General features: G+C 73.4%; 22 protein-coding genes. 7 read left to right on the top strand and 15 right to left on the bottom strand.

The annotated features are described in order from the left end of the window. Positions 1-32: 32 nt before the first annotated feature. From ABT171_RS18640 to ABT171_RS18610, 7 genes are all read right to left on the bottom strand, one after another. Positions 33-446, bottom strand: a complete 414-nt coding sequence (locus ABT171_RS18640) for an aggregation-promoting factor C-terminal-like domain-containing protein (protein ID WP_351245007.1) — start codon at positions 444-446, stop codon at positions 33-35. 332 nt (positions 447-778) lie between these two features. Beyond that, complete coding sequence (locus ABT171_RS18635; protein WP_351245005.1) at positions 779-1600, bottom strand: ECF transporter S component; 822 nt, start codon at positions 1598-1600, stop codon at positions 779-781. Then, positions 1597-3336, bottom strand: coding sequence for an ABC transporter ATP-binding protein (locus ABT171_RS18630; protein ID WP_351245003.1), 1740 nt, complete (start codon positions 3334-3336; stop codon positions 1597-1599). Before ABT171_RS18630 ends, ABT171_RS18635 begins: the two co-directional genes overlap by 4 nt. Beyond that, complete coding sequence (locus ABT171_RS18625) at positions 3333-4436, bottom strand: CbiQ family ECF transporter T component (protein ID WP_351245001.1); 1104 nt, start codon at positions 4434-4436, stop codon at positions 3333-3335. The genes ABT171_RS18630 and ABT171_RS18625 overlap by 4 nt, the downstream gene beginning before the upstream one ends. Continuing rightward, positions 4423-5070 (bottom strand): SCO2322 family protein, encoded by a 648-nt coding sequence (locus ABT171_RS18620; RefSeq protein WP_351244999.1) that lies wholly within the window; start codon positions 5068-5070, stop codon positions 4423-4425. The genes ABT171_RS18625 and ABT171_RS18620 overlap by 14 nt, the downstream gene beginning before the upstream one ends. Beyond that, positions 5067-6275: an SCO2321 family membrane protein gene (locus tag ABT171_RS18615; RefSeq protein WP_351244997.1), complete on the bottom strand. Its 1209-nt coding sequence runs from the start codon at positions 6273-6275 to the stop codon at positions 5067-5069. The genes ABT171_RS18620 and ABT171_RS18615 overlap by 4 nt, the downstream gene beginning before the upstream one ends. Positions 6276-6676: 401 nt before the next feature. Then, a complete protein-coding gene (locus tag ABT171_RS18610; protein WP_351244995.1) occupies positions 6677-7528 on the bottom strand; it encodes an ATP-grasp domain-containing protein in 852 nt (283 codons plus the stop codon). 271 nt (positions 7529-7799) lie between these two features. Here ABT171_RS18610 and ABT171_RS18605 point away from each other — a divergent pair, with 271 nt between their 5' ends. Then, positions 7800-8411 (top strand): XRE family transcriptional regulator, encoded by a 612-nt coding sequence (locus tag ABT171_RS18605; RefSeq protein WP_351244993.1) that lies wholly within the window; start codon positions 7800-7802, stop codon positions 8409-8411. Here the strand turns inward: ABT171_RS18605 and ABT171_RS18600 are convergent. Together ABT171_RS18600 and ABT171_RS18595 are read right to left on the bottom strand one after the other, a co-directional pair. Beyond that, positions 8404-8853 carry a nuclear transport factor 2 family protein gene (locus ABT171_RS18600; RefSeq protein WP_351244991.1) on the bottom strand — a complete coding sequence of 150 codons (450 nt, stop codon included), beginning with the start codon at positions 8851-8853 and terminating at the stop codon, positions 8404-8406. The two genes, ABT171_RS18605 and ABT171_RS18600, sit on opposite strands and share 8 nt — an antisense overlap. Positions 8854-8893: 40 nt before the next feature. Then, positions 8894-9913 carry a Strvi_7410 family MBL fold metallo-hydrolase gene (locus ABT171_RS18595; RefSeq protein WP_351244989.1) on the bottom strand — a complete coding sequence of 340 codons (1020 nt, stop codon included), beginning with the start codon at positions 9911-9913 and terminating at the stop codon, positions 8894-8896. Between the two features lie 89 nt (positions 9914-10002). On the opposite strand from ABT171_RS18595, the gene ABT171_RS18590 reads away from it, so the two are divergent. Together ABT171_RS18590 and ABT171_RS18585 are read left to right on the top strand one after the other, a co-directional pair. Further along, positions 10003-11454 carry an aldehyde dehydrogenase gene (locus ABT171_RS18590; protein WP_351244987.1) on the top strand — a complete coding sequence of 484 codons (1452 nt, stop codon included), beginning with the start codon at positions 10003-10005 and terminating at the stop codon, positions 11452-11454. 2 nt (positions 11455-11456) lie between these two features. Continuing rightward, on the top strand, positions 11457-11690 hold the full coding sequence (locus tag ABT171_RS18585; protein ID WP_351245169.1) for a ferredoxin: 234 nt from the start codon (positions 11457-11459) through the stop codon (positions 11688-11690). A gap of 83 nt (positions 11691-11773) precedes the next feature. Here the strand turns inward: ABT171_RS18585 and ABT171_RS18580 are convergent, their stop codons facing one another. Continuing rightward, positions 11774-12415 carry a TetR family transcriptional regulator gene (locus tag ABT171_RS18580; RefSeq protein ID WP_351244985.1) on the bottom strand — a complete coding sequence of 214 codons (642 nt, stop codon included), beginning with the start codon at positions 12413-12415 and terminating at the stop codon, positions 11774-11776. Between the two features lie 232 nt (positions 12416-12647). Here ABT171_RS18580 and ABT171_RS18575 point away from each other — a divergent pair, with 232 nt between their 5' ends. The 3 genes from ABT171_RS18575 to ABT171_RS18565 are packed head-to-tail and all read left to right on the top strand — an operon-like array spanning position 12648 to position 15903. Further along, on the top strand, positions 12648-14096 hold the full coding sequence (locus ABT171_RS18575; protein WP_351244983.1) for a glycosyltransferase family 4 protein: 1449 nt from the start codon (positions 12648-12650) through the stop codon (positions 14094-14096). Further along, the gene (locus tag ABT171_RS18570; RefSeq protein WP_351244981.1) at positions 14090-14836 is read left to right on the top strand and encodes a class I SAM-dependent methyltransferase; all 747 of its coding nucleotides are present in this window, start codon (positions 14090-14092) and stop codon (positions 14834-14836) included. The genes ABT171_RS18575 and ABT171_RS18570 overlap by 7 nt, the downstream gene beginning before the upstream one ends. Next, on the top strand, positions 14833-15903 hold the full coding sequence (locus ABT171_RS18565) for a prenyltransferase/squalene oxidase repeat-containing protein (RefSeq protein WP_351244979.1): 1071 nt from the start codon (positions 14833-14835) through the stop codon (positions 15901-15903). Before ABT171_RS18570 ends, ABT171_RS18565 begins: the two co-directional genes overlap by 4 nt. A gap of 9 nt (positions 15904-15912) precedes the next feature. Here ABT171_RS18565 and ABT171_RS18560 read toward each other — a convergent pair whose 3' ends face one another. Then, a complete protein-coding gene (locus ABT171_RS18560) occupies positions 15913-16206 on the bottom strand; it encodes a hypothetical protein (protein WP_351244977.1) in 294 nt (97 codons plus the stop codon). Between the two features lie 129 nt (positions 16207-16335). Here ABT171_RS18560 and ABT171_RS18555 point away from each other — a divergent pair, with 129 nt between their 5' ends. After that, positions 16336-16917 carry a hypothetical protein gene (locus ABT171_RS18555; RefSeq protein ID WP_351244975.1) on the top strand — a complete coding sequence of 194 codons (582 nt, stop codon included), beginning with the start codon at positions 16336-16338 and terminating at the stop codon, positions 16915-16917. Positions 16918-16931: 14 nt separating this feature from the next. Here ABT171_RS18555 and ABT171_RS18550 read toward each other — a convergent pair whose 3' ends face one another. The 4 genes from ABT171_RS18550 to ABT171_RS18535 form a co-directional block, all read right to left on the bottom strand. Next, on the bottom strand, positions 16932-17942 hold the full coding sequence (locus tag ABT171_RS18550) for an LLM class F420-dependent oxidoreductase (protein WP_351244973.1): 1011 nt from the start codon (positions 17940-17942) through the stop codon (positions 16932-16934). 107 nt (positions 17943-18049) lie between these two features. After that, the gene (locus ABT171_RS18545) at positions 18050-18850 is read right to left on the bottom strand and encodes a DUF5336 domain-containing protein (protein ID WP_351244971.1); all 801 of its coding nucleotides are present in this window, start codon (positions 18848-18850) and stop codon (positions 18050-18052) included. 85 nt (positions 18851-18935) lie between these two features. Beyond that, complete coding sequence (locus ABT171_RS18540; protein WP_351244969.1) at positions 18936-19883, bottom strand: N-acetylmuramoyl-L-alanine amidase; 948 nt, start codon at positions 19881-19883, stop codon at positions 18936-18938. A 22-nt stretch (positions 19884-19905) separates the two neighbouring features. Next, positions 19906-20559 (bottom strand): class I SAM-dependent methyltransferase, encoded by a 654-nt coding sequence (locus ABT171_RS18535; protein ID WP_351244967.1) that lies wholly within the window; start codon positions 20557-20559, stop codon positions 19906-19908. Positions 20560-20592 lie beyond the last annotated feature (33 nt).

Raw genomic sequence — 20592 nt, 5'->3', positions numbered from 1 at the left:
GCCGCCGCCTTCAGGGGCTGTGCGGGGTCGGCTCAGTACCAGCCGTTGGCCTGCCAGAAGCTCCAGGCCTTCGCCGGGCTGCCGTAGCGGGAGTTCATGTAGTCCAGGCCCCACTTGATCTGGGTGGCCGGGTTGGTCTTCCAGTCGGAGCCGGCCGAGGACATCTTCGAACCCGGCAGGGCCTGGACCAGGCCGTAGGCGCCGGAGGAGCTGTTGGTGGCGGTCGGGTTCCAACCGCTCTCCCGCTCGACGATCTTGCTGAACGCGTTGAACTGCGCGGCGTCCGGGATCATCTTGTGCGCGATCGCCTGAGCGGAGGAGGCCGAGGCGGGCGCGGCCTGGGCGGGTGCCGCGGACAGCGCCATACCGGCGGTGGCGGCGGCCAGGGCGGCGGCGGTGAGGGCCTTCTTCGGGGAAGCGATGCGGCGGATGAAGGAGACGGACACGGAGAACCTCTTGCGTCGGGGACAGGGGATCGCCCGCATGGGATGGACCACGCGCTGTGGCCGCATGCGTCGGCGCCGCGGCCCTGAGGGCTCGTGGCGCCTGGCGACGTCGTCCAGACAACCAGGCCCGAACTCGGTCCGCAATGACCCCTTTTACTAGTTGTGGCCGGATCGGCGGCAATCGTCACCAGTGTGGCGTGGCTCTCAAAGCGCAGGTCAGAAGGGGTGCACGAGAGGGCATATCGGGCATTCGTGACTACGGCCCGCCCTCGTAGGTGACCTGCGTCATGTGGGGTGCTTCACCGACTCGCTCACACGGCGGATACGGCGGCTCACCCACCGCGCTCGTCGAATGTGACCGCGGTCTCGAAGGCGGCCCGCCGGGTGGCCCGGCGCAGTGCGCGCAGCACGGCCGGCCCGAGGGCGAGGGTCAGCGCCACCGTGCAGACGGCCCGGCCCAGGTCCCAGCCGAGCGACGTGGCCAGGCAGTAGGCGAGGAAACGGGCCAGGTTGGCGGCGACGGAGGCATGCCCGTCGAAGGAGATGTTCGAGGCGGAGGCGCCCATGAACGGCCAGCCCGCCAGATTCATGACCGTGCCGTAGGCGAAGGCGGCGAGGAAGCCGTAGCCGGCCAGCAGCAGCAGTTCACCGCGCCCCCGCAGCCGCACCGGGCCCGGCAGCAGCCCCGCGCCCATCGTGAACCAGCCCATCGACAGCATCTGGAACGGCAGCCACGGCCCGACCCCGCCCGTGAGCAGGGCGGACGCGAACATCGTCACCGCACCCAGCGTGAAGCCGAAGCCCGGGCCCAGCACCCGCCCGCTGAGCACCATCAGGAAGAACATCGGCTCGATCCCGGCCGTGCCCGCGCCGATCGGGCGCAGCGCGGCCCCCGTCGCGGCCAGCACGCCCAGCATGGCCACGGCCTTCGGCCCGAGATCCGACTCGGAGATCGTCGCCGCCACGACTGCGACCAGCAGCACCAGCAGGCCCCCGAAGAGCCAGGGCGCGTCCTGCGCGTGGGCGCTCAGCCGCGAGGGGGGCGGGGCGAGGAAGGGCCAGCAGAAGGCGACCACGCCGACCGCGCTGACCAGGCCCAGCGCGGCGAGCGAGCGGGGGCCGAGCCGGACGGCGTGCAGGCGTGCGGCGCTCATCCGAGGGCCTCGCGCACCTGGGCCACGGTGAGCCACTGCTGCGGTGCGAGGATCTTCGTCACCTGGGGCGCGAAGGACGGCGAGGAGACGACGATCTGCGCCGTCGGCCCGTCGGCGATCACCTCGCCCTCGGCGAGCAGCACCACCCGGTGCGCGATCTCGGCCGCCAGCTCCACGTCATGCGTGGCCAGCACGATCGCGTGCCCCTCGGCGGCGAGTCCGCGCAGCACGGTCACCAGGCGGGCCTTGGCCGCGTAGTCCAGGCCGCGCGTCGGCTCGTCGAGCAGCAGCAGGGGCGGCCGGGCGGTCAGTACGACGGCGAGGGCGAGCGCGAGGCACTGGCCCTCGGACAGGTCGCGGGGGTGGGTGTCGTCCGTGATCCCCGGCAGCAGCTCGGACACCAGGGTCCGGCAGGTGCCGGGCTCGGCCGCGGCGTCCCGGTCGGCCGCCGCGCACTCGTCGGCGACCGTGTCGGCGTAGAGGAGGTCCCGCGGGTCCTGGGGGACGAGGCCCACGCGCCGGACGAGGTCGCGGGGGGTGGTGCGGTGGGGGCTGGCCCCGCCGACGGTGACGGTGCCGGAGGTGGGGGTGACCAGTCCGACGAGGGAGCCGAGCAGGGTGGACTTCCCGGCACCGTTGCGGCCCATGAGGGCGATGGTCTCGCCGGGGGCGACGGTCAGGTCGACGTGCCGGAGGGCGTCGACGCGGGCTCGGCGTACGGAGAGGGAACGGGTCTCCGCGACGAGTGTCCGCGGGGGTTCGGGCGCGGGCGTCGGGCGGCGCCGGAAGAGGTGCCGGCTTCCGCGGCGGGAAGCGCCCCGGAGGGGCGCGGGGCCGCACCGGTCCGCGGCTCCGCCGCGGGGCGCGGCCGTCCCCGGTGTGGCCGCCGCCGCGCTCGCACGCGTGCCGCCCGCCGCGTGGGCGGCCAGGCGTTCTCTCAGGTCACCGGCCCTGCGGCGGGCGTCCCGTACCGTCAGGGGAAGCGGGGACCAGCCCGCCAGGCGGCCCAGGTCCACCACCGGAGGGAACACGGGGGACACGGCCATCACCTCCGCCGGGGTGCCGGCGACCGGGGGTTCGCCGGGGCCGGGCAGGAGGACGACCCGGTCGGCGTACTGGATCACGCGTTCCAGGCGGTGCTCGGCCATCAGGACCGTCGTGCCCAGGTCGTGCACCAGGCGCTGGAGCACGGCCAGGACCTCCTCCGCCGCGGCCGGGTCCAGTGCCGAGGTCGGCTCGTCCAGGACCAGCACCTGGGGGTGCGGGGTGAGGACCGAGCCGATCGCGACCCGCTGCCGCTGTCCGCCGGAGAGGGTGGCGAGGGGACGGTCGCGCAGTCCGGCGAGGCCCAGCAGGTCGAGGGTCTCCTCCACCCGGCGCCGCATCACCTCAGGGGCGAGGCCCAACGACTCCATGCCGTAGGCGAGTTCGTCCTCCACGGTGTCGGTCACGAAATGGGCGAGCGGATCCTGCCCCACCGTGCCGACCACGCCGGCGAGTTCGCGCGGCTTGTGGGTGCGGGTGTCCCGGCCGGCCACCGTGACGCGGCCGCGCAGGGTGCCGCCGGTGAAGTGCGGCACCAGACCGCTCACCGCGCCGAGCACGGTCGACTTGCCCACCCCGGACGGGCCGGCGAGCAGCACCAGTTCGCCTTCCGGCACGTCGAAGCCGACGCGCTGGACGGTGGGTCCGGGCGCACCGTCGTACGTCACGCTGACATCCTCGAAGCGGATCACGACGGCTCCTTGGGGGCCTGGGGTACGACGAAGGCGGGGAGGAGGGCGAGGAGGACCGCCGCGGCGGGCCACAGGGGGAGGGCGGGGGCCGTCAGGGGCACGACACCGGGATGCAGGGAGTCCGGGTCGCGGGTCGAGGCGAGCGTGAGCAGCACGGCCACGGCGACACCGGAGCCGGCGACCAGCCAGGCCCGCGCGTCCCACGGATCCGGCCGGTACCGGGTGCGCAGCGAACGCCGCCCGCCGAGCCTGAGGCCCGCGAGCGCGGCGGCCACACCGGCGAGCAGCAGCGGGACGCCGTACGTGCCGCCCTCCGCGGTGAGCAGCCCGTACGTCCCGGCGCACACGCCGAGCAGGCCGCCGAGGGTGAGCGCGGCCGTCGTACGGCGGACACGGGCGGGAACCTCGGCACCGCGGCCGTAGCCGCGGGCCTCCATCGCGGCGGCGAGCGCGACCGAGCGCTCCAACGCGCCCTCCAGCACCGGCAGTCCGACCTGCAGCAGCCCGCGCAGGCCGCGGTCCGGGCGGCCGCGCAGCCGGCGGGCGGCGCGCAGGCGCTGGACGTCGGCGATGAGGTGCGGGGCGAAGGTGAGGGCGACGACCACGGCGACGCCGGTCTCGTACAGCGCGCCGGGCAGGGATTTCAGCAGCCGGGCGGGACTGGCGAGCGCGTTCGCCGCGCCGACGCAGATCAGCAGGGTGGCCAGCTTCAGCCCGTCGTAGGCGGCGAAGACGAGCGCCTCGGCGGTGACCTTGCCGCCCAGGCGGATGCCCTGCGCCCAGTGCGGGAGCGGGACTTCGGGGAGGGTGAGGAGGGTGTGGGTGCCGGGGATCGGGGAGCCGAGCGCCACCGCGAAGAGGAGGCGGACGAGGAGGACGGCGAGGGCGAGCCGGGCGAAGGCCGGGTAGGCGTGGGAGGCGGGGGCGGGGGTGCGGTGGGTCGCCACGACGTAGGCGGAGGCCGATATGAGGAGAGCGAGGAGGAGGGGGTTGGTGGTGCGGGTGGCGGCGGTACCGAGGCTCAACGACCACAGCCACCAGGCGCCGGGGTGGACGACCGCCCGCACGTCGCGGCGGAGGCGGCGGTCAGGCGGATGCATCGCGTCGCCGCCGGTACTGCCACACCGCCGCACCCGCCAGCACGGCGACCAATCCCGCGCCGATGGGCAGACCCAGCGAGGGGCCGTCGTCCGAACCGCCGCTCTTCTCCGCTGACTTCCCGCTCGTGGACACCGAAACCTGCTCCCCGCACCCCTTCTCCGGATACCCGGCGATCGCGCACAGCAGGGCGTTGGTGTCGTAGCGCAGGGGCGGTGCGACGGCCGCCAGGGCGTCGGCCGTCGTCGCGTCGGCGGACACCCGCGCGCACGCCGTGCGGCGCGCCGGCGGGGTCTCGCCGGACGGCGCGTCCGCGGCGGTGCCGAAGTCGAGGACCAGGGCCACCCGCTTCGTACCGGACGTGGCGGGCGTCCCCGCACAGATCGTGGTGAAGTCCGCCGCACCGCGGGGCCGGCTCGCGTCCGCCGAGTCCGCGCTCACCGCGAAACGGAAGCCCTCCACGGCGCCGTCGTCGGGACGGACGGTCGACGGGCCCTGCGTGGCGTACGTCCAGTGCCCGCCCGTCCGCTCCCAGAAGGACCAGTAGCGGTAGCCGGCGGCGTCCGCCTGCCCGGCCCCGGCCAGCAGGACGAGCGCGGCGCCCAGCAGGCTCGCGGCACGGCGGACCGCGGTCACGGCTGCTTCTTCTTCCGGCCGCTGAGCAGGAAGCCGGCGCCGATGCCCGCCACTAGGCAGACGCCGACGAACCACCAGACACCGAGGCCCGAGCCGCCGTCGGACTTCGTCTTCTCCTTCTGCTCGGTCTCCACCTGCGGGGCGGGGCCGAGGGCGTTGAGGGACCGGACCAGGCTGGTGCCGCCGAAGTCACCGGGCTGTGCGCCGACCGCGTGCGCGGCGAGGATCAGCTGGGCGTACGCCGCCGGTCCGCTCTGCGCCGCCCACTGGGAGGCGTTCTTCTCCAGCCAGGCGTACGAGGCCTTCGCCTGCTCGGTGCGCCCGTCCGCGGCGAGCGCGACGACCGTGTCCGCCGTGTTGCCGAAGTCCGGCTGGTCCTTGGCGCCGGGCAGCGCGGACTGCAGGTGCCCGCTCTTGGCGACGGCCGCCGCCAGATACGCTCCGGCGTTGTCCGCCACCTGCGCGGGCGTGGGGTGGGCGGCCCGGGTGCAGGCGGCGTGCGCGGGCGCCGTGCCGGCCCGCGCGACGAATCCCTTGCCGAGCGCCCCCAGCACCCCGGCCGCCGTGGCGTCGGCGTTGGCGGCCGGCTTGCCGTTCTTGTCCGGCTGGAAGGCGAGGGCACCGCCGCCGTCCTGGTCGCAGGGAACGGACATGGCGGCCAGCAGGTCGTAGGGGGACTTGCCCGACTTGCGCACGTCCACCGGGTTCATGCCGGCCGCGGTCAGCGCGCCGACCACGACGGAGGTGGAGTTGGTGTCGCTGGCCTTGCCCGGAAAGTAGCTCCAGCCGCCGTCCTTGTTCTGCACCGACTTCAGCCAGGCCACCGCCCTGCCGACGGCGTCGTCGTGCCCGCCGGCCGCCTTCAGGGCCTGGACGGCGGCGGCCGTGCTGTTGGTGTCCACCGTGACCTTGCCGTCGCACGCCTTGGCGGGGGCGGCGCGGAAGGCGGCGAAGGCACCGCTGGCACACTGCTGGCCCGCGAGCCAGTCCACGGCCTTCGCGGCCGGCCGGTAGCCGAGGGTCCGCTGGGCGATCAGCGTCAGCGACTGGCGCCACACGCCGTCGTAGGTCGGGTCGGACGTGCCGTACAGCCCGGACGGGATCGCGGCCTTCGGAGACGGGGACGGGCCGGCGGCCGTGGCGGGCGCGGCGGCGGCCAGCACGCCTACGGCGGCGAGAGCCGCGGCACTGCGGCGGACGTTCATGGTCGGCGACTGCCTCTCCTGTGGGGAGCCGGGCAGCGCGCGGGCGGGCCCCGGGCGGCTCGGCTCCGTAAACCTCGACGGTGCCGTGCGCGGCGGGCGGCCGACGCACGCAAGCCGGTCAACGTGCCGTGCGGGGCGGTCCGGCTCACCGTCCTCGGGACGGTTGACGGTTGCGGGTCAGCGCCGGAATTGCACCGGCTTCCCCCCGTACGGGTGTGATGACGACGCCGCCACTTTACCGGCAGCCTTCAGCGCCCCGAGGGGTGGCTGTGGGCACAGGACGGCGGTGACCACGGTCACGGCCATGAGGAGCCGGAGAGACCGCCGGGCGGCAGCCCGCGGTCGGCCAGGGGCGCGAGGCTGTGCTCAAGCCGTGTCCAACGCCCGCTCGCACGCCGAGCTCAGGCCGCGTCCAACGCCCGCTCGCACTCCGACGCGTCCGCGCCCTCGGCGATCCGGTACTCCCGTGGCGCCCGCCGGGAGGCTCCGTCGGCGAACCGGATGGCCGCCGCCCGCTGCCGGGTGGGCGTCACCTCGGGCACCGCCCCGCACGCGAGCGACAGTGCCGCACCCACCAGGTCCACCCCCGTCGCCCGTTCCACGAGCCAGGGGATCAGGTCGCCGGGCAGATGCGGCGAGACACCGGTGACCCTCGGTCCGCGCTCGGTCAGCCGCAGGCCCACGTGCGCGACGGCGTGCCGGAGGCCGAGCGCCCGCACCGTGCGTTCCACGGTCCGCCGCACGAACCGGTTGTGCAGCAGGGGGTCATGGGCGTGGACGGAGTGCCCCAGCGAGGTCGTACGGGTCAGCGCGGTGATGCGGACCTCGTCGTCCAGGACGACGGCCTCGGCCGACACCAACGGCTCCGCCGCGTCCTCCGGCCCCGCGGGCACCACCCGGTTCCGGAGCAGCAGCGCCCGTAACGCCGGTGGATCGGCGCAGACGGCGGCCGTCTCGTACGGCAGGCCCGGCAGGCCGAGCCGTCCGGTGATCCGCGCGGCCACGGCCAGCTGCGCCCTGTTCCAGGTCAGCACGCCGGCGAACGGGTGCCGGGCGGCGTACCGCGCCGCCGTTTCGGCGGTCTCCGTCTCGCGCGCCGGGTCGGCTGCGAGATGGCCGGACAGGAACGGCCGCGCCCAGTCGGGCGCCGAGGTGTCGGCCAGCACCACCGGGCGCACGGCCGCGATCCGCGCCAGCGGGTATCCGCCGTGTGCGGGCCGTCCGGCCCCGAGCAGAAGGACGGGCTGCAGCATCGGCGCACCACCTTCGCAGGAGGAGCGGGACAGAGAAACACCCCGGATGCCGCTCCCCCATAGACGGCACCCGGGGCGGGTCTGAAGGTCACCCGGGCGGGTCGAATCTTGCTCTCTGTGTCGTGATCCTCACCCGTCGCGCCCTCAACTGTCAACGATTCCTGCCATCTTCTGCAGGAAGTCTTGTCCCGTCTGGTCGGCGAACGAGTGACCGGGTAGCCTCGCGGTCAGCCCAGCCACCGCACGGACGACACGCCCAGGGGGGACCTCGGTGAGTGACGCCTACGCCTCGCTGGCCGCTGTCCTGGACCGGCTCGGCGAGTTGACCGGCAGGCCCGGCCGGCTGCCGGAAGTCCTCGACGTGGCCGACCTGTCCCATCGCACGGGCATCCCCGTGAGCGTCGTGGTCGAACTGCTCGCCGGCGGGCGGGCACCGGAGACGTCTCTGGCCGGACGGGTGCGCCAGCGGCTGGACTTCATCCGCGAGACCCGGCGCCGGCCCGACGGCAAGCGGTACTCACTGGACGAGCTGGCGAGGATCGCCGGGACCAGCCGGCAGTGGCTGAGCGAATGGCGCAAGAGCGGGATGCCGGGCCTGCAGCACACCGACCGGCTGCGCCGCTTCTTCGGCCTGCCCGCCGGATTCTTCACCGCCGACGAACCGGAGGCGCTGCAGGAGGCGTTGCGGCCGGTGCTGCAGGGTCTGGAGGCCGAGTCGGACCCGTTGGTGCGGCTGCGCGAGAGCGGTCTCGTCCGGCTCGCCGCCCGCGCCCCGCAGATGAACGCCCGGCAGCTCGCCACGCTCGCCGACCTGGCCGAGATGATCATTACGGCGGAGCGGGACTCGGCTGACCCCAACCGGCCCCCGACACCGCTCAGCTGACCGTCGGGGTGTCGCCGGCGAAGGGCAGGCGCAGCGTGCGGGAGGCGATCAGCCAGCTGTCGTCGACCCGGCGGAAGGTGTCCTCGTAGTGCCCCACCTGGACGGGTGGCCCGGCGGGGACCATGCCGCCCGCGTATCCGTCGACGCGGTACGTCGAGAAGTACGACACGGCCCTGGCCGTGGTCCGGCCGGTCACCGTGACCAGGACGTTGGACATCAGGCGGCGCGAGAGACGGTCGGCGGGGCGGGAGCCGAAGTACGCCCGCAGCGCCTGGCGGCCCTCGATCCGGCGCCCGTCCCCCGGCGGGGGCCACTCCCAGCTGCCGTCCTCGGTGAACAGCTCGGCCACCGAGGCCGGTTCACCGAGGTCGAGCCGGTGGACGAAGTCGGTGATCAGGCGCTCACAGGCGTGCTGGGCGACGAGGCCGGGCAACGGGTCCATGCGCCTGTCCATCAGGGCCGCCCCGCGGGAGGCGACCGGATCACACCGCGAGGTACGTCACCGGCTCGCTGCCCGCCACCGGCTCCGCGCGGCCCAGCTTCACCAGGCGGCGCAGATGGGACTCGGCCTCCGAGACCGCGATGTTCCGCGAGCCGTAGGGGATCTCGGCCCAGGGGCGGTTCCACTCCATGCGCTCGGCGAGCTGCCAGGGGGTGAGCGGCTCCGCGAGCAGGACGAGCAGGCCGGCCAGGCGCTCCTCGTGGTGGTCGAGCAGCTCCCGTACCCGGCCGGGCGCGTCGGTGAAGGCGTGCTGGTGTGCGGGCAGGACCTCGGCGGGGGCGAGCCGGCCGATCCGCTCCAGGGAGTCGAGGTAGTCGCCGAGGGGGTCGGTCACGGTCGCGTCGTCGGGGTCCTCGTACAGGCCGATGTGCGGGGTGATCCGCGGGAGCAGGTGGTCGCCGCTGAACAGCCGCCCGCGGCCCGTCAGGTGGGCGGGGTGCTCCTCCTCCAGGTGCAGGCAGACGTGGCCCGGTGTGTGCCCCGGGGTCCAGATCGCGCGCAGTCTGCGTCCGGGCAGGTCGAGGAGTTCGCCGGGGACGACCTCCCGGTCCGGGAGGGCGGGGGAGGGGCCGGGCAGGGCGCGGGGGGTGCGCAGCGGTGCCAGGTGTTCCTCCGGGGCGCCGGCCGCCGCGAGTTTGGCGCTCATGTAGGTGAACCAGCGCTCCGGCGGGGCCTCCCGGGTGCGCCGGACGACCGCGGTGTCGGCCGCGTGCATCGCCACCCAGGCGCCGGAGGCCTCGCGCACCCTGGCCGACAGCCCGTGGTGGTCCGGATGGTGATGCGTGATGACGACGCCGTACACCTCCGCAACCGCCGTACCGCAGTCGGCCAGTCCGGCCACGAGCGTCTCCCAGGACGCGGGATCGTCCCAGCCGGTGTCGACCAGCACGGGACCGCGGCCGGTGTCCACCACGTACACCAGTGTGTGGCCGAGGGGGTTGCCGGGGATGGGGACCGCCACGGACCGTACGCCCCCACCGTGATCGAACGTCTTCGTCATCGGTCCTCCGCCCCTCCGGCCCACGGCCATTGCCCATGATAACTAGAACTGGTATCAGTTCTGAAACAGCGTCAGAAAGGGTGCCGGGCATGACCGAGCTCGTGGAACACGGACAGCTGTTCATCGGCGGGGAGTTGACCGAGCCCCTGGGCGACGACGTCATCGAGGTGGTCTCCCCGCACACCGAGGAGGTCATCGGCCGGGTGCCGCACGCGTCGCGGCAGGACGTGGACCGGGCCGTGGCCGTCGCGCGCCGCGCCTTCGACGAGGGGCCGTGGCCGCGGGCCACGCCGGAGGAGCGGATCGAGGTCGTCGCCCGGATCAAGGACGCCATCGCCGCCCGGCACGAGGAGATCGCCCGGGTGATCTCCGCGCAGAACGGCTCCCCGTACTCCTGGAGCGTCCTCGCCCAGGCGCTCGGCGCGATGATGGTGTGGGACGCGGCGATCAGGGTCGCGCGGGACCACAGCTGCGAGGAGCGCAGGGACGGCGTCCTCGGCCCGATCCTCGTCCGCCGGGAGCCGGTCGGTGTCGTCGCCGCCGTGGTCCCCTGGAACGTCCCGCAGTTCGTCGCCGCCGCCAAGCTCGCCCCCGCGCTGCTGGCCGGCTGCACGGTCGTACTCAAGCCGTCGCCCGAGTCCCCGCTGGACGCCTATCTCCTCGGTGGGATCGCCCGCGAGGCCGGGCTGCCCGAGGGCGTGCTCTCCATCCTGCCCGCCGACCGCGAGGTCAGCGAGTACCTGGTCGGACACCCCGGCATCGACAAGGTCTCCTTCACCGGCTCGGTCGCGGCCGGCAAGCGGGTGATGGAGGTCGCCGCCCGCAACCTCACCCGGGTCACACTCGAACTGGGCGGAAAGTCGGCGGCGGTCGTCCTGCCGGACGCGGACGTCGAGGCGGCGGTGTCGGGGATCGTCCCGGCGGCCTGGATGAACAACGGGCAGGCCTGCGTGGCCCAGACCCGCATCCTCCTGCCGCGCGCCCGCTACGACGAGTTCGCCGACGCTTTCGCGGCGGCCGCGAGCGCGCTGAGGGTCGGCGACCCGCTGGACCCGGCGACCCAGGTCGGCCCCCTGGTCGCCCGGCGGCAGCAGCGCCGCAGCCTCGACTACATCCGCATCGGCCAGGAGGAGGGCGCCAAGATCCTCACCGGCGGCGGCCGTCCGGCGGGCCTCGACCGCGGCTGGTACGTCGAGCCGACCCTCTTCGGGGACGTGGACAACGCCATGCGGATCGCCCGCGAGGAGATCTTCGGCCCGGTCATCTGCCTGCTGCCGTACGACGACGAACCCGAGGCCGTGAAGATCGCCAACGACTCCGACTACGGCCTGTCCGGCAGCGTGTGGACGGCCGACACCGAGCACGGCATCGAGGTCGCCCGGCAGGTCCGCACCGGCACCTACTCGGTCAACACCTTCAGCCTGGACATGCTGGGCCCGTTCGGCGGTTACAAGAACTCCGGTCTGGGCCGGGAGTTCGGCCCCGAGGGCTTCGGCGCGTACCTCGAACACAAGATGATCCACCTGCCGGCGGGGGCGTGAGCATGGGCGACCGCTGGCACGTCGAGGTCGACCGCTCGCTGTGCATCGGCTCGGCCCAGTGCCTCCACCACGCCCCGCAGGCCTTCCGCCTCGACTCCGCCCGCCAGTCCCACCCGGTGGAGGCGGACACCGACGCCGGCGAACCCGTCCTGGAGGCGGCCGAGGGCTGTCCGGTGGAGGCCATCCTGATCACCCTGCTGGAGAGCGGGGAGGCGGTGTTCCCGCCGGAGGACTAGGCCCCGTCGTCAAGGGCGCGGTTCGTCCTCGCCGGGCTCGCTCCACCTGGTGAGCGGCGGGGAACCGCCGTACGCGGCGGTGATCACGGACGGGTGCCGGGTTCCGTCAGGTCTATCAGGCGGCACACCGTCTCGATGTCGATCTTCACCTGGGCGATGGAGGCGCGGCCCGAGAGCCAGGTGATCAGGGCCGAGTGCCAGGTGTGCTCGATGACCCGGACCGCCGAGAGCTGCTCGGGCGTGGGGTCGTCGAGGCCCATCGCGTCCAGGATGATCAGGGTGGTCTGGCGGGAGACCTGGTCGACCTCCGGCGAGACACTGCGGTCGGCGAAGGTCAGCGCGCGGACCATCGCGTCGGCCAGGTGCGGCTCGCGCTGGAGCGCGCGGAAGGCCCGCATCAGGGTCTCCGCCACCCGCTCGGCGGCCGTGTCACCCGTGGGCGGCTTCTTGCGCAGTGTGCCGTGCATGTGCTCCAGCTGGTCCTGCATGGTGGCGACCAGCAGGTGCACCTTGGACGGGAAGTAGCGGTAGAGGGTGCCCAGGGCGACCTGGGAGGACTCCGCCACCTCGCGCATCTGTACGGCGTCGAAACCGCCCCGGCTGGCCAGTTGGGCGCTCGCGTGCAGGATCCGGCGGCGGCGGGCCTCCTGGCGCTCGGTGAGCGACGACGAGGGCCGGACCGTACTGGCTTCCGCCCTGGCTTCAGCCTTGGATTCCGCAGGCATGTCCGCAGGCATGGGTCCCGTTCCGTGACAGTCGGTGAAGGCGTCTGTGGGGCACGTGATCAGACAGCATGGCAGGGCGACGCGCCGTGGCGCGAATCACCTGATCCACTGCTCACAGTGCCCCTACCTGCCGGTAGATTCAGAGCCTCTTGAACGATCAAGTCTGAAACTTGTTCTAGATTAGCGTCCCGTCGTAGTCTCGCGGGACAGTGCAGGCAGAAGGGGGCACGGAGTGACCGCTGAGGCCCGGGATGCGGGTGCCCAGGAGGAGCCCGCAGCCGACGGCGAGCGACCGCTCGACATCGCGCTCCTCACCTATAAAGGGAACCCGTTCTGCGGCGGCCAGGGCGTCTACGTCCGGCACCTCTCGCGCGAGCTGACCCGGCTCGGCCACCGCGTCGAGGTCATCGGCTCCCAGCCGTACCCCGTCCTCGACGAGGGCTGTCCCGGACTCACCCTGACCGAACTGCCCAGCCTCGACCTCTACCGCCAGCCCGACCCCTTCCGCACCCCCGGGCGCGACGAGTACCGGGACTGGATCGACGCCCTGGAAGTCGCGACGATGTGGACCGGCGGCTTCCCCGAGCCGCTGACCTTCTCGCTGCGCGCCCGTCGCCATCTGCGCGCCCGGCGCGGTGCGTTCGACGTCGTCCACGACAACCAGACCCTCGGCTACGGCCTGCTCGGCGACATCGGCGCCCCCCTGGTCACCACGATCCACCACCCCATCACCGTCGACCGGCAGCTGGAACTGGACGCGGCGCAGGGCTGGCAGCGGCGCTACTCGGTGCGCCGCTGGTACGCCTTCACCCGCATGCAGAAGCGCGTCGCGCGCCGGCTGCCCTCGGTCCTCACCGTCTCCGGCAGCTCCCGGCAGGAGATCGTGGACCACCTCGGCGTCCGCGACGACCGCGTCCACGTCGTCCACATCGGCGCCGACACCGATCTGTTCGCGCCGAATCCGGCCGTGCCCGAGGTCCCGGGCCGGATCGTCACCACCTCCAGCGCCGACGTCCCGCTCAAGGGGCTGGTGTTCCTGGTGGAGGCGCTGGCCAAGGTGCGCACCGAGCACCCGGCCGCCCATCTCGTCGTCGTCGGCAAGCGCCCCGAGGAGGGGCCGGTCGCCGCGGCGATCGAGCGGTACGGCCTCGACGGCGCCGTCGAGTTCGTCAAGGGCATCTCCGACGCCGAACTGGTCGGCCTGATCCGCTCGGCCGAGGTCGCCTGCGTGCCCTCGCTGTACGAGGGCTTCTCCCTGCCCGCCGCCGAGGCCATGGCCACCGGCACCCCGCTTCTCGCCACGACCGGCGGCGCGATTCCCGAGGTCGCCGGCCGCGACGGCGAGACCTGCCTGGCCGTACCGCCGGGCGACGCGGGAGCGCTGGCCGCCGGTCTCGGCCGGCTGCTGGGCGACCGTGAGCTGAGGGTGCGGCTCGGCCGCGCGGGCCGTGAGCGGGTGCTGCGGCACTTCACCTGGGCCCGCGCCGCGGAGGGAACCGTGGCCCACTACCGCGAGGCCATCGCCCGCTCCGCGGGACCGGTACCCGGCCGCGCCACGGCACCGATACCCGGCCGCTCCGCGGCCCCACCGAGTGTTGCTTCCGTGACCTCGGCGAAGGTCGCGTCCGCGACCTCGACGAGTGACACCGGCGTCTACCCCGAAAGCAGGGCCACGTGCTGACCGTCGACTTCTCCCGGTTCCCGCTCGCCCCCGGCGACCGCGTCCTGGACCTCGGCTGCGGGGCCGGCCGGCACGCCTTCGAGTGCTACCGGCGCGGCGCCCAGGTCGTGGCCCTCGACCAGAACGGCGAGGAGATCCGCGAGGTCGCCAAGTGGTTCGCGGCGATGAAGGAGGCCGGGGAGGCGCCGGAGGGCGCCACCGCCACCGCCATGGAGGGCGACGCGCTGGCCCTGCCCTTCCCGGACGAGTCCTTCGACGTCGTCATCATCTCCGAGGTGATGGAGCACATCCCCGACGACAAGGGCGTGCTCGCCGAGATGGTCCGCGTGCTCAGGCCGGGCGGCCGCATCGCCGTCACCGTGCCGCGCTACGGCCCGGAGAAGGTCTGCTGGGCGCTGTCCGACGCCTACCACGAGGTCGAGGGCGGCCACATCCGCATCTACAAGGCCGACGAGCTGGTGGCGAAGATCAGGGAAGCCGGTCTGAAGCCGTACGGCAGCCATCACGCGCACGCGCTGCACTCGCCGTACTGGTGGCTCAAGTGCGCGTTCGGCGTCGACAACGACAAGGCGCTGCCGGTGCGGGCGTACCACAAGCTGCTCGTCTGGGACATCATGAAGAAGCCGCTCGCCACCCGGGTCGCCGAGCAGGCGCTGAACCCGCTGATCGGCAAGAGCTTCGTGGTCTACGCGACCAAGCCGCACCTGCCGCGTCTGTCCGCCGAGGTGGCCGCCAAGTGACCACCCCCCGGACAGAACACCTCGTCCTGCCCGGGGTCCTCACCGCCGAGCAGGCCGCCGCGACCGTCGCCGGCATCCTCGCCGTACAGCGGGAGGACGGTGCCATCCCGTGGTTCCGCGGGCACCACCTGGACCCGTGGGACCACACCGAGGCCGCGATGGCCCTGGACGCGGCCGGCGAGCACGAGGCCGCCGAGCGGGCCTACGACTGGCTGGCCCGGCACCAGAACGAGGACGGCTCCTGGTACGCCGCCTACGCCGACGGCGCCCACGACGACGTCACCGACCGCGCCCGCGAGTCCAACTTCGTCGCCTACGTGGCCGTGGGCGTGTGGCACCACTACCTGTCCACCGGCGACGACACCTTCCTGGACCGCATGTGGCCGACCGTCTACGCGGCCATGGAGTGGGTGCTCGGACTCCAGCAGCCCGGCGGTCAGATCGGCTGGCGCCGCGAGGACGACGGCACGCCCACCGCGGACGCCCTGCTCACCGGCAGCTCCTCGATCCACCACGCGCTGCGCTGCGCGCTCGCCATCGCCGAGCAGCGCGAAGAGCCGCAGCCGGACTGGGAGTTGGCGGTCGGGGGACTCCGCCACGCGATCCGCCGCCACCCGGAGCGCTTCCTGGACAAGGAGCGCTACTCGATGGACTGGTACTACCCGGTCCTCGGCGGCGCGCTGACCGGCGCGGAGGCCAAGGCCCGCATCGAGGAGTCCTGGGACCGGTTCGTCGTGCCCGGCGCCGGCGTGCGCTGCGTGGTGCCCAACCCCTGGGTCACCGGCGGCGAGTCCAGCGAACTCGCCCTGGCCCTGTGGGCGGTGGGGGAGTCGGACCGCGCCCTGGCGATCCTGCAGTCCATCCAGCATCTGCGCGATCCCGGGAGCGGCCTGTACTGGACGGGCTACGTCTTCGAGGACGACGCGATCTGGCCGCAGGAGCTCACCACCTGGACGGCCGGCTCCCTGCTGCTGGCGGTCGCCGCCCTGGGCGGCCACGAGGCGACCTGCGCGGTCTTCGGCGGCGAACACCTGCCGGCCGGCCTGGACCCCGACTGCTGCGGATAGCCCGGGGCTTCAGTGCCGGTGCATGCGGTTGGCGACGGCGTGGCCCACGAACAGGTACACGACCGCGGCCAGGCCGTAACCGGCGACCACCCGGGCCCAGGCCTCGTTGAACGTGAACAGGTCGTGCGACCAGCCCGCCAGCCAGGCGGCGGCGTCGTGGACGAACTGGACCAGGCTGTTGGCCCGGTTCGCGTCCAGCAGGTACATCAGGATCCACAGGCCGAGGATCAGGGCCATGATGTCGGCGACGACCGCGATGACCGTCCCGGCCTGATTCGTGCCGTTGCGATATCGAGGGGACATACCTTCCGGATTGCCGGGCGCGGGACGGTGAAACCCGGTCGGCCGCCGCCGAGTGGCGGAACCCGCGGTCACGGGTGAGGCTGCCGGAGGAAGCAGATCGCTCGGGGAGGACACCTCCGGAGGACTTCCGTGCCCGTACCGATACGGCGCCTGTGCGTGGCGCTCACGCTGTGCTGCGCCCTGCTGGCCGGCTCCACCGCCTGCGGCAGCAGCGAGAAGACCGTCGAGAAGACCAGTACGACGGACGCCGCGGCGGTCGAGGCCGTCCCCGCCGGGACCCCCAGCCCGACCACCTCCGCGCAGCGACGCAAGTTCGCCAAGACGCGCTTCGTGGTCGACGCCGGTCTCGCGGCCGGCGCCACCTACCAGTGGATCGTGAAGCCCTGGAAGGCCGGCGCGTTCAAGAAGGGCGCCAAGGGCCGCAAGACGGCGCTGGTGAAGGCGGGCCTCGCCGGTGCCTTCGCCTACAACCGGCTCAAGGCGGCCCAGAAGAACGCGCAGGGCGACCCGGCGCTCGCCAAGGCGCTGGCGCCGCTCGGTGCCGGCATCGACGCCCTGAAGAACCTGCCGTCCAAGCTGCGCAACGGTGACACCGACGCGGCCTCCTCCTTCAACGACGTCATCGGCGACGTCAAACACGCGGGCGCGAGCGCGGGCGCCCCGGTCAAGGACCAGGTCCCCTCGGCGTCCCAGCTCGCCAAGGGCAGCTAGGGCGTTTCGTCCTGCTAGGAGTTCAGCTCCGCGAGCACGCGCAGCGTGTGCGGGTCCGGTGAGAGGGCCAGCAGGTCCGTCACCGGGCCCGCCCGCCACAACTCCAGCCGCTCGGCGATGCGTTCACGCGGCCCGACGAGCGAGATCTCGTCGGCGAAGGCGTCCGGTACGGCCTGTACCGCCTCCTCCCGCCGGCCCGCGAGGAACAGCTCCTGGATCCGCCGCGCCTCCTCCTCGTACCCCATGCGCGCCATGAGGTCGGCGTGGAAGTTGCGGGAGGCGTGGCCCATCCCGCCGATGTAGAAGCCGAGCATGGCCTTCACGGGCAGCAGCCCCTCGGCCACGTCGTCGCACACCTTCACCCGGGCCAGCGGAGCCACCATGAACCCCTCCGGCACCTTGCGCACCACGTCCCCGTACGCCCCGGGCCGGCTCGGCGACCAGTACAGCGGCAGCCAGCCGTCGGCGATCCGGACCGTCTGCGCCACGTTCCCGGGCCCCTCGGCGCCGAGCAGCACGGGGAGGTCGGCCCGCAGCGGATGCGTGATCGGCTTCAGCGGCTTGCCGAGCCCGGTGCCGTCCGGGCCCCGGTAGGGCAGCGGATGGAACCGCCCGTCCACCTCCACCGGCGCCTCGCGCCGCAGCACCTGCCGTACGACGTCCACGTACTCCCGGGTCGCGGTCAGCGGCGACTTCGGGAACGGGCGGCCGTACCACCCCTCCACCACCTGCGGCCCGGACAGGCCGAGCCCGAGCATCATCCGCCCGCCGGAGAGGTGGTCCAGGGTGAGCGCGTGCATCGCGGTGGTGGCCGGCGAACGCGCGGCCATCTGGGCGACCGCCGTACCCAGCCTGATCGTCGAGGTCCGCGCGGCGATCCAGGTGAGCGGGGTGAAGGCGTCCGACCCCCAGGACTCCGCCGTCCACACGGAGTCGTAGCCGAGCCGTTCCGCCTCCTGGGCGAGCGGCACATGACCGGCGTCCGGGCCGCGTCCCCAGTACCCGAGTGCGAGACCCAGCCGCATCCCCTGCCTCCTGACGGTCCGTCAGTTCACCGGTCGGGAGCCGACTCTACGACAACGGCCCCTCACCCGGAAGGGCGAGGGGCCGTCGCTGCGGCGGGTGCGGGCGGTCAGCCGCGCTGGATGCCGGAGGTGTCCTGGAGCACGCCGCGGCGGCCGTCCTGGGTCTGCGCGACCAGCGCGGCACCGCGCTGCTCGACGGCCAGGTACCAGGTGCCCGGCGCCAGTTCGGCGATCGGGGTCGGCGAGCCGTCCTCCGCGAAGAGCGGACGGGCGACCGGAACGGCGAACCAGAACGGCGAGAAGTCCGCGGGGGCCGGCTGGGCCGCGGCCGGCTGCTCCGCCGGCGCCGGACCGCCCTGCGGCTGCTGCCCGAACGGCTGCCCGGCCTGCGGCTGGCCGCCGTAGGGCTGGGCCGGAGCGCCCGGGTAGCCGTAACCGCCGGGCGGCTGGGCGCCGTAGGGCTGCGGGGCGACCGGCTTGGGGGCCGGGAGCAGCTCGGCCTGGAGGGCCGGGACCAGGGGGGTGGCGATGGCGGCGCCCGCGAGGACGAGAGCGGCGATGAAGCCGAGGACGAGGCCCGCGCCGACGTCCGCGCCGTCCGGGGTGTCGATCAGCGACCACAGCAGCGACCAGGCCGCCAGGACCGCGAACGCGGTGCCGGCCTGGCCGAGGTCGAGGCCGAGCACCTTGCGCTGCTGCGGCAGACAGCGGTTGACGACGATGAGGACGGCCCCGATCACCGCGCCCATGTAGATGCCCAGGCCAATGCCCAGGTTGTCCCATGCGTTCCCGCTGGCTGAGCTGCCGAAAAAGGAGTAGCTCTGGAAGGTGAGGAACGACGCGATGAACAGCACCACCGCTGCTCCGATCACCGCGCCGTCGCCTCTAGTGAGGGAGCGGATATTCACTTCAAAGGTCCTTCGTAAGTCGTCTCGTCGTCGGTAGACACTACCGTCCGCAAGATCCGCCTGTCCGGCCGGTTCCGCCCGCCGGTCAGGACGCGCGCAGGAAACTCACGATTCCCTCAGAGATCCCTTGCGCGGCCTTCTGCCGCCAGGCTCCGCTGGTCAGCAGTGCCGCGTCCTTGCTATCGCGCATGTTGCCGCACTCGATGAACACCTTGGGAACCGTTGACAGATTGAGACCGCCCAGGTCCGTACGTGTGACGAGACCGGTACCTTCGCCGAGGTAGTTGGACGGCGGCTCACCGGTGTCGCGCAGGAAGGTTCCGGCGATGCGGGTACCGAGGTCGTGCGAGGAGTCGACGATCGGCCGGGTGTCGGCGGCACCGGCGTGCACCGATCCCGGCAGGATGACGTGGAAGCCCCGGTCGCCTTCGGCGGAGCCGTCGGCGTGGATGGAGACGGCCGCGTCCGCGTGCGCGGCGTTGCCGATCCGGGCCCGCTCGTCCACACACGGCCCCCACGCCGGGCTGTCGCCGTCATGGGTGAGCTTCACCGTGGCGCCCTGCTGCTCCAGCAGCGTGCGCAGCCGGTGGGCGACGTCGAGGCTGAACCGGGCCTCCGTGTAACCGTCGTTGGTGGACGTCCCGGTGGTGTCGCACTCCTTCCAGTTCGTCCCGATGTCCACCTTGCGGTTGATCTCGTCCGGGTGCTGGAAGTTGCCCGGGTTGTGCCCCGGGTCGACGACGACGACCTTGCCCTTCAGCGGACCGTCCGCGGGCGCCGGCCCCGAGGCCCGCGTGCCGCCGTCCGCGGGAGAAGCGGACGGGGCCGACGGCGACGACGGCGCCGGGGACGACACGGCGGAGCCGCCGCGGGCGCCCGGGGCCGCGGCGGCCCCGCCCCCGCCGCCCACCGCCTCGTACGCCACCCACCCGAGCAGCGCGCCGGGCACCAGCACGGCGAGCGCCACGGTCAGCGGGCGGCGCCGGGACCGGCGCGGCTGGGGCGGATCGAACTCCGGGCCTAGGTACGACACGTCTGTGACTCTAACCGGGGCCTCAGATCCCCGCGCGCGTTCGACGCAGGACACGCAGCGAGTCGGTCACCGAGATCTCGGTGAACGCGCCCGACTCCAGAGCCCGCAGATACACCCGGTACGGCGCCTGCCCGGTGAACTCGTCCTCGGGGTGCGGGAACACGTCGTGGATGACGAGGAGGCCCCCCTCAGCCACATGGGGTGCCCAGCCCTCGTAGTCGGCGGTGGCGTGCTCGTCCGTATGGCCGCCGTCGATGAACACGAGACCGAGCGGGGAGTTCCAGATCGCCGCGATCTGCGGGGAGCGCCCGACGACGGCGACCACGTGCTCCTCCAGACCCGCCTTGAACAGCGTCCGGCGGAAGGCGGGCAGCGTGTCCATCAGCCCGACCTCGGGGTCGACCGTCTCCGGGTCGTGGTAGTCCCAGCCCGGCTGCTGCTCCTCGCTGCCCCGGTGGTGGTCGACGGTCAGCGCCGTGACCCCGGCCGCACGGGCCGCGTCGGCGAGCAGCACGGTGGACCGCCCGCAGTACGTGCCCACCTCCAGCAACGGCAGCCCCAGCCCCCCGGCCTCCACCGCGGCCGCGTACAGCGCCAGCCCCTCGTCCACGGGCATGAACCCCTTGGCCCCTTCGAAGGCGGCCAGGATCTCGGGTTTGGGGGCGGCGGCGGTCATGGCTGGCCTTCCGGTCGTACGACTGTTCCGGGG

Source organism: Streptomyces sp. NPDC001851 (assembly GCF_040297165.1).
GTDB lineage: Bacteria > Actinomycetota > Actinomycetes > Streptomycetales > Streptomycetaceae > Streptomyces.
This window is presented reverse-complemented; position numbering and strand designations above follow the sequence as displayed.

Coding starts and splice junctions, on each gene's coding strand:
- ABT171_RS18595 (WP_351244989.1), bottom strand. CDS start 9,913: ATGACGAAGACGTTCGATCACGGTGGGGGCGTACGGTCCGTGGCGGTC.
- ABT171_RS18600 (WP_351244991.1), bottom strand. CDS start 8,853: ATGGACCCGTTGCCCGGCCTCGTCGCCCAGCACGCCTGTGAGCGCCTG.
- ABT171_RS18625 (WP_351245001.1), bottom strand. CDS start 4,436: ATGCATCCGCCTGACCGCCGCCTCCGCCGCGACGTGCGGGCGGTCGTC.
- ABT171_RS18615 (WP_351244997.1), bottom strand. CDS start 6,275: ATGAACGTCCGCCGCAGTGCCGCGGCTCTCGCCGCCGTAGGCGTGCTG.
- ABT171_RS18590 (WP_351244987.1), top strand. CDS start 10,003: ATGACCGAGCTCGTGGAACACGGACAGCTGTTCATCGGCGGGGAGTTG.
- ABT171_RS18585 (WP_351245169.1), top strand. CDS start 11,457: ATGGGCGACCGCTGGCACGTCGAGGTCGACCGCTCGCTGTGCATCGGC.
- ABT171_RS18635 (WP_351245005.1), bottom strand. CDS start 1,600: ATGAGCGCCGCACGCCTGCACGCCGTCCGGCTCGGCCCCCGCTCGCTC.
- ABT171_RS18580 (WP_351244985.1), bottom strand. CDS start 12,415: ATGCCTGCGGAATCCAAGGCTGAAGCCAGGGCGGAAGCCAGTACGGTC.
- ABT171_RS18550 (WP_351244973.1), bottom strand. CDS start 17,942: ATGCGGCTGGGTCTCGCACTCGGGTACTGGGGACGCGGCCCGGACGCC.
- ABT171_RS18610 (WP_351244995.1), bottom strand. CDS start 7,528: ATGCTGCAGCCCGTCCTTCTGCTCGGGGCCGGACGGCCCGCACACGGC.
- ABT171_RS18560 (WP_351244977.1), bottom strand. CDS start 16,206: ATGTCCCCTCGATATCGCAACGGCACGAATCAGGCCGGGACGGTCATC.
- ABT171_RS18535 (WP_351244967.1), bottom strand. CDS start 20,559: ATGACCGCCGCCGCCCCCAAACCCGAGATCCTGGCCGCCTTCGAAGGG.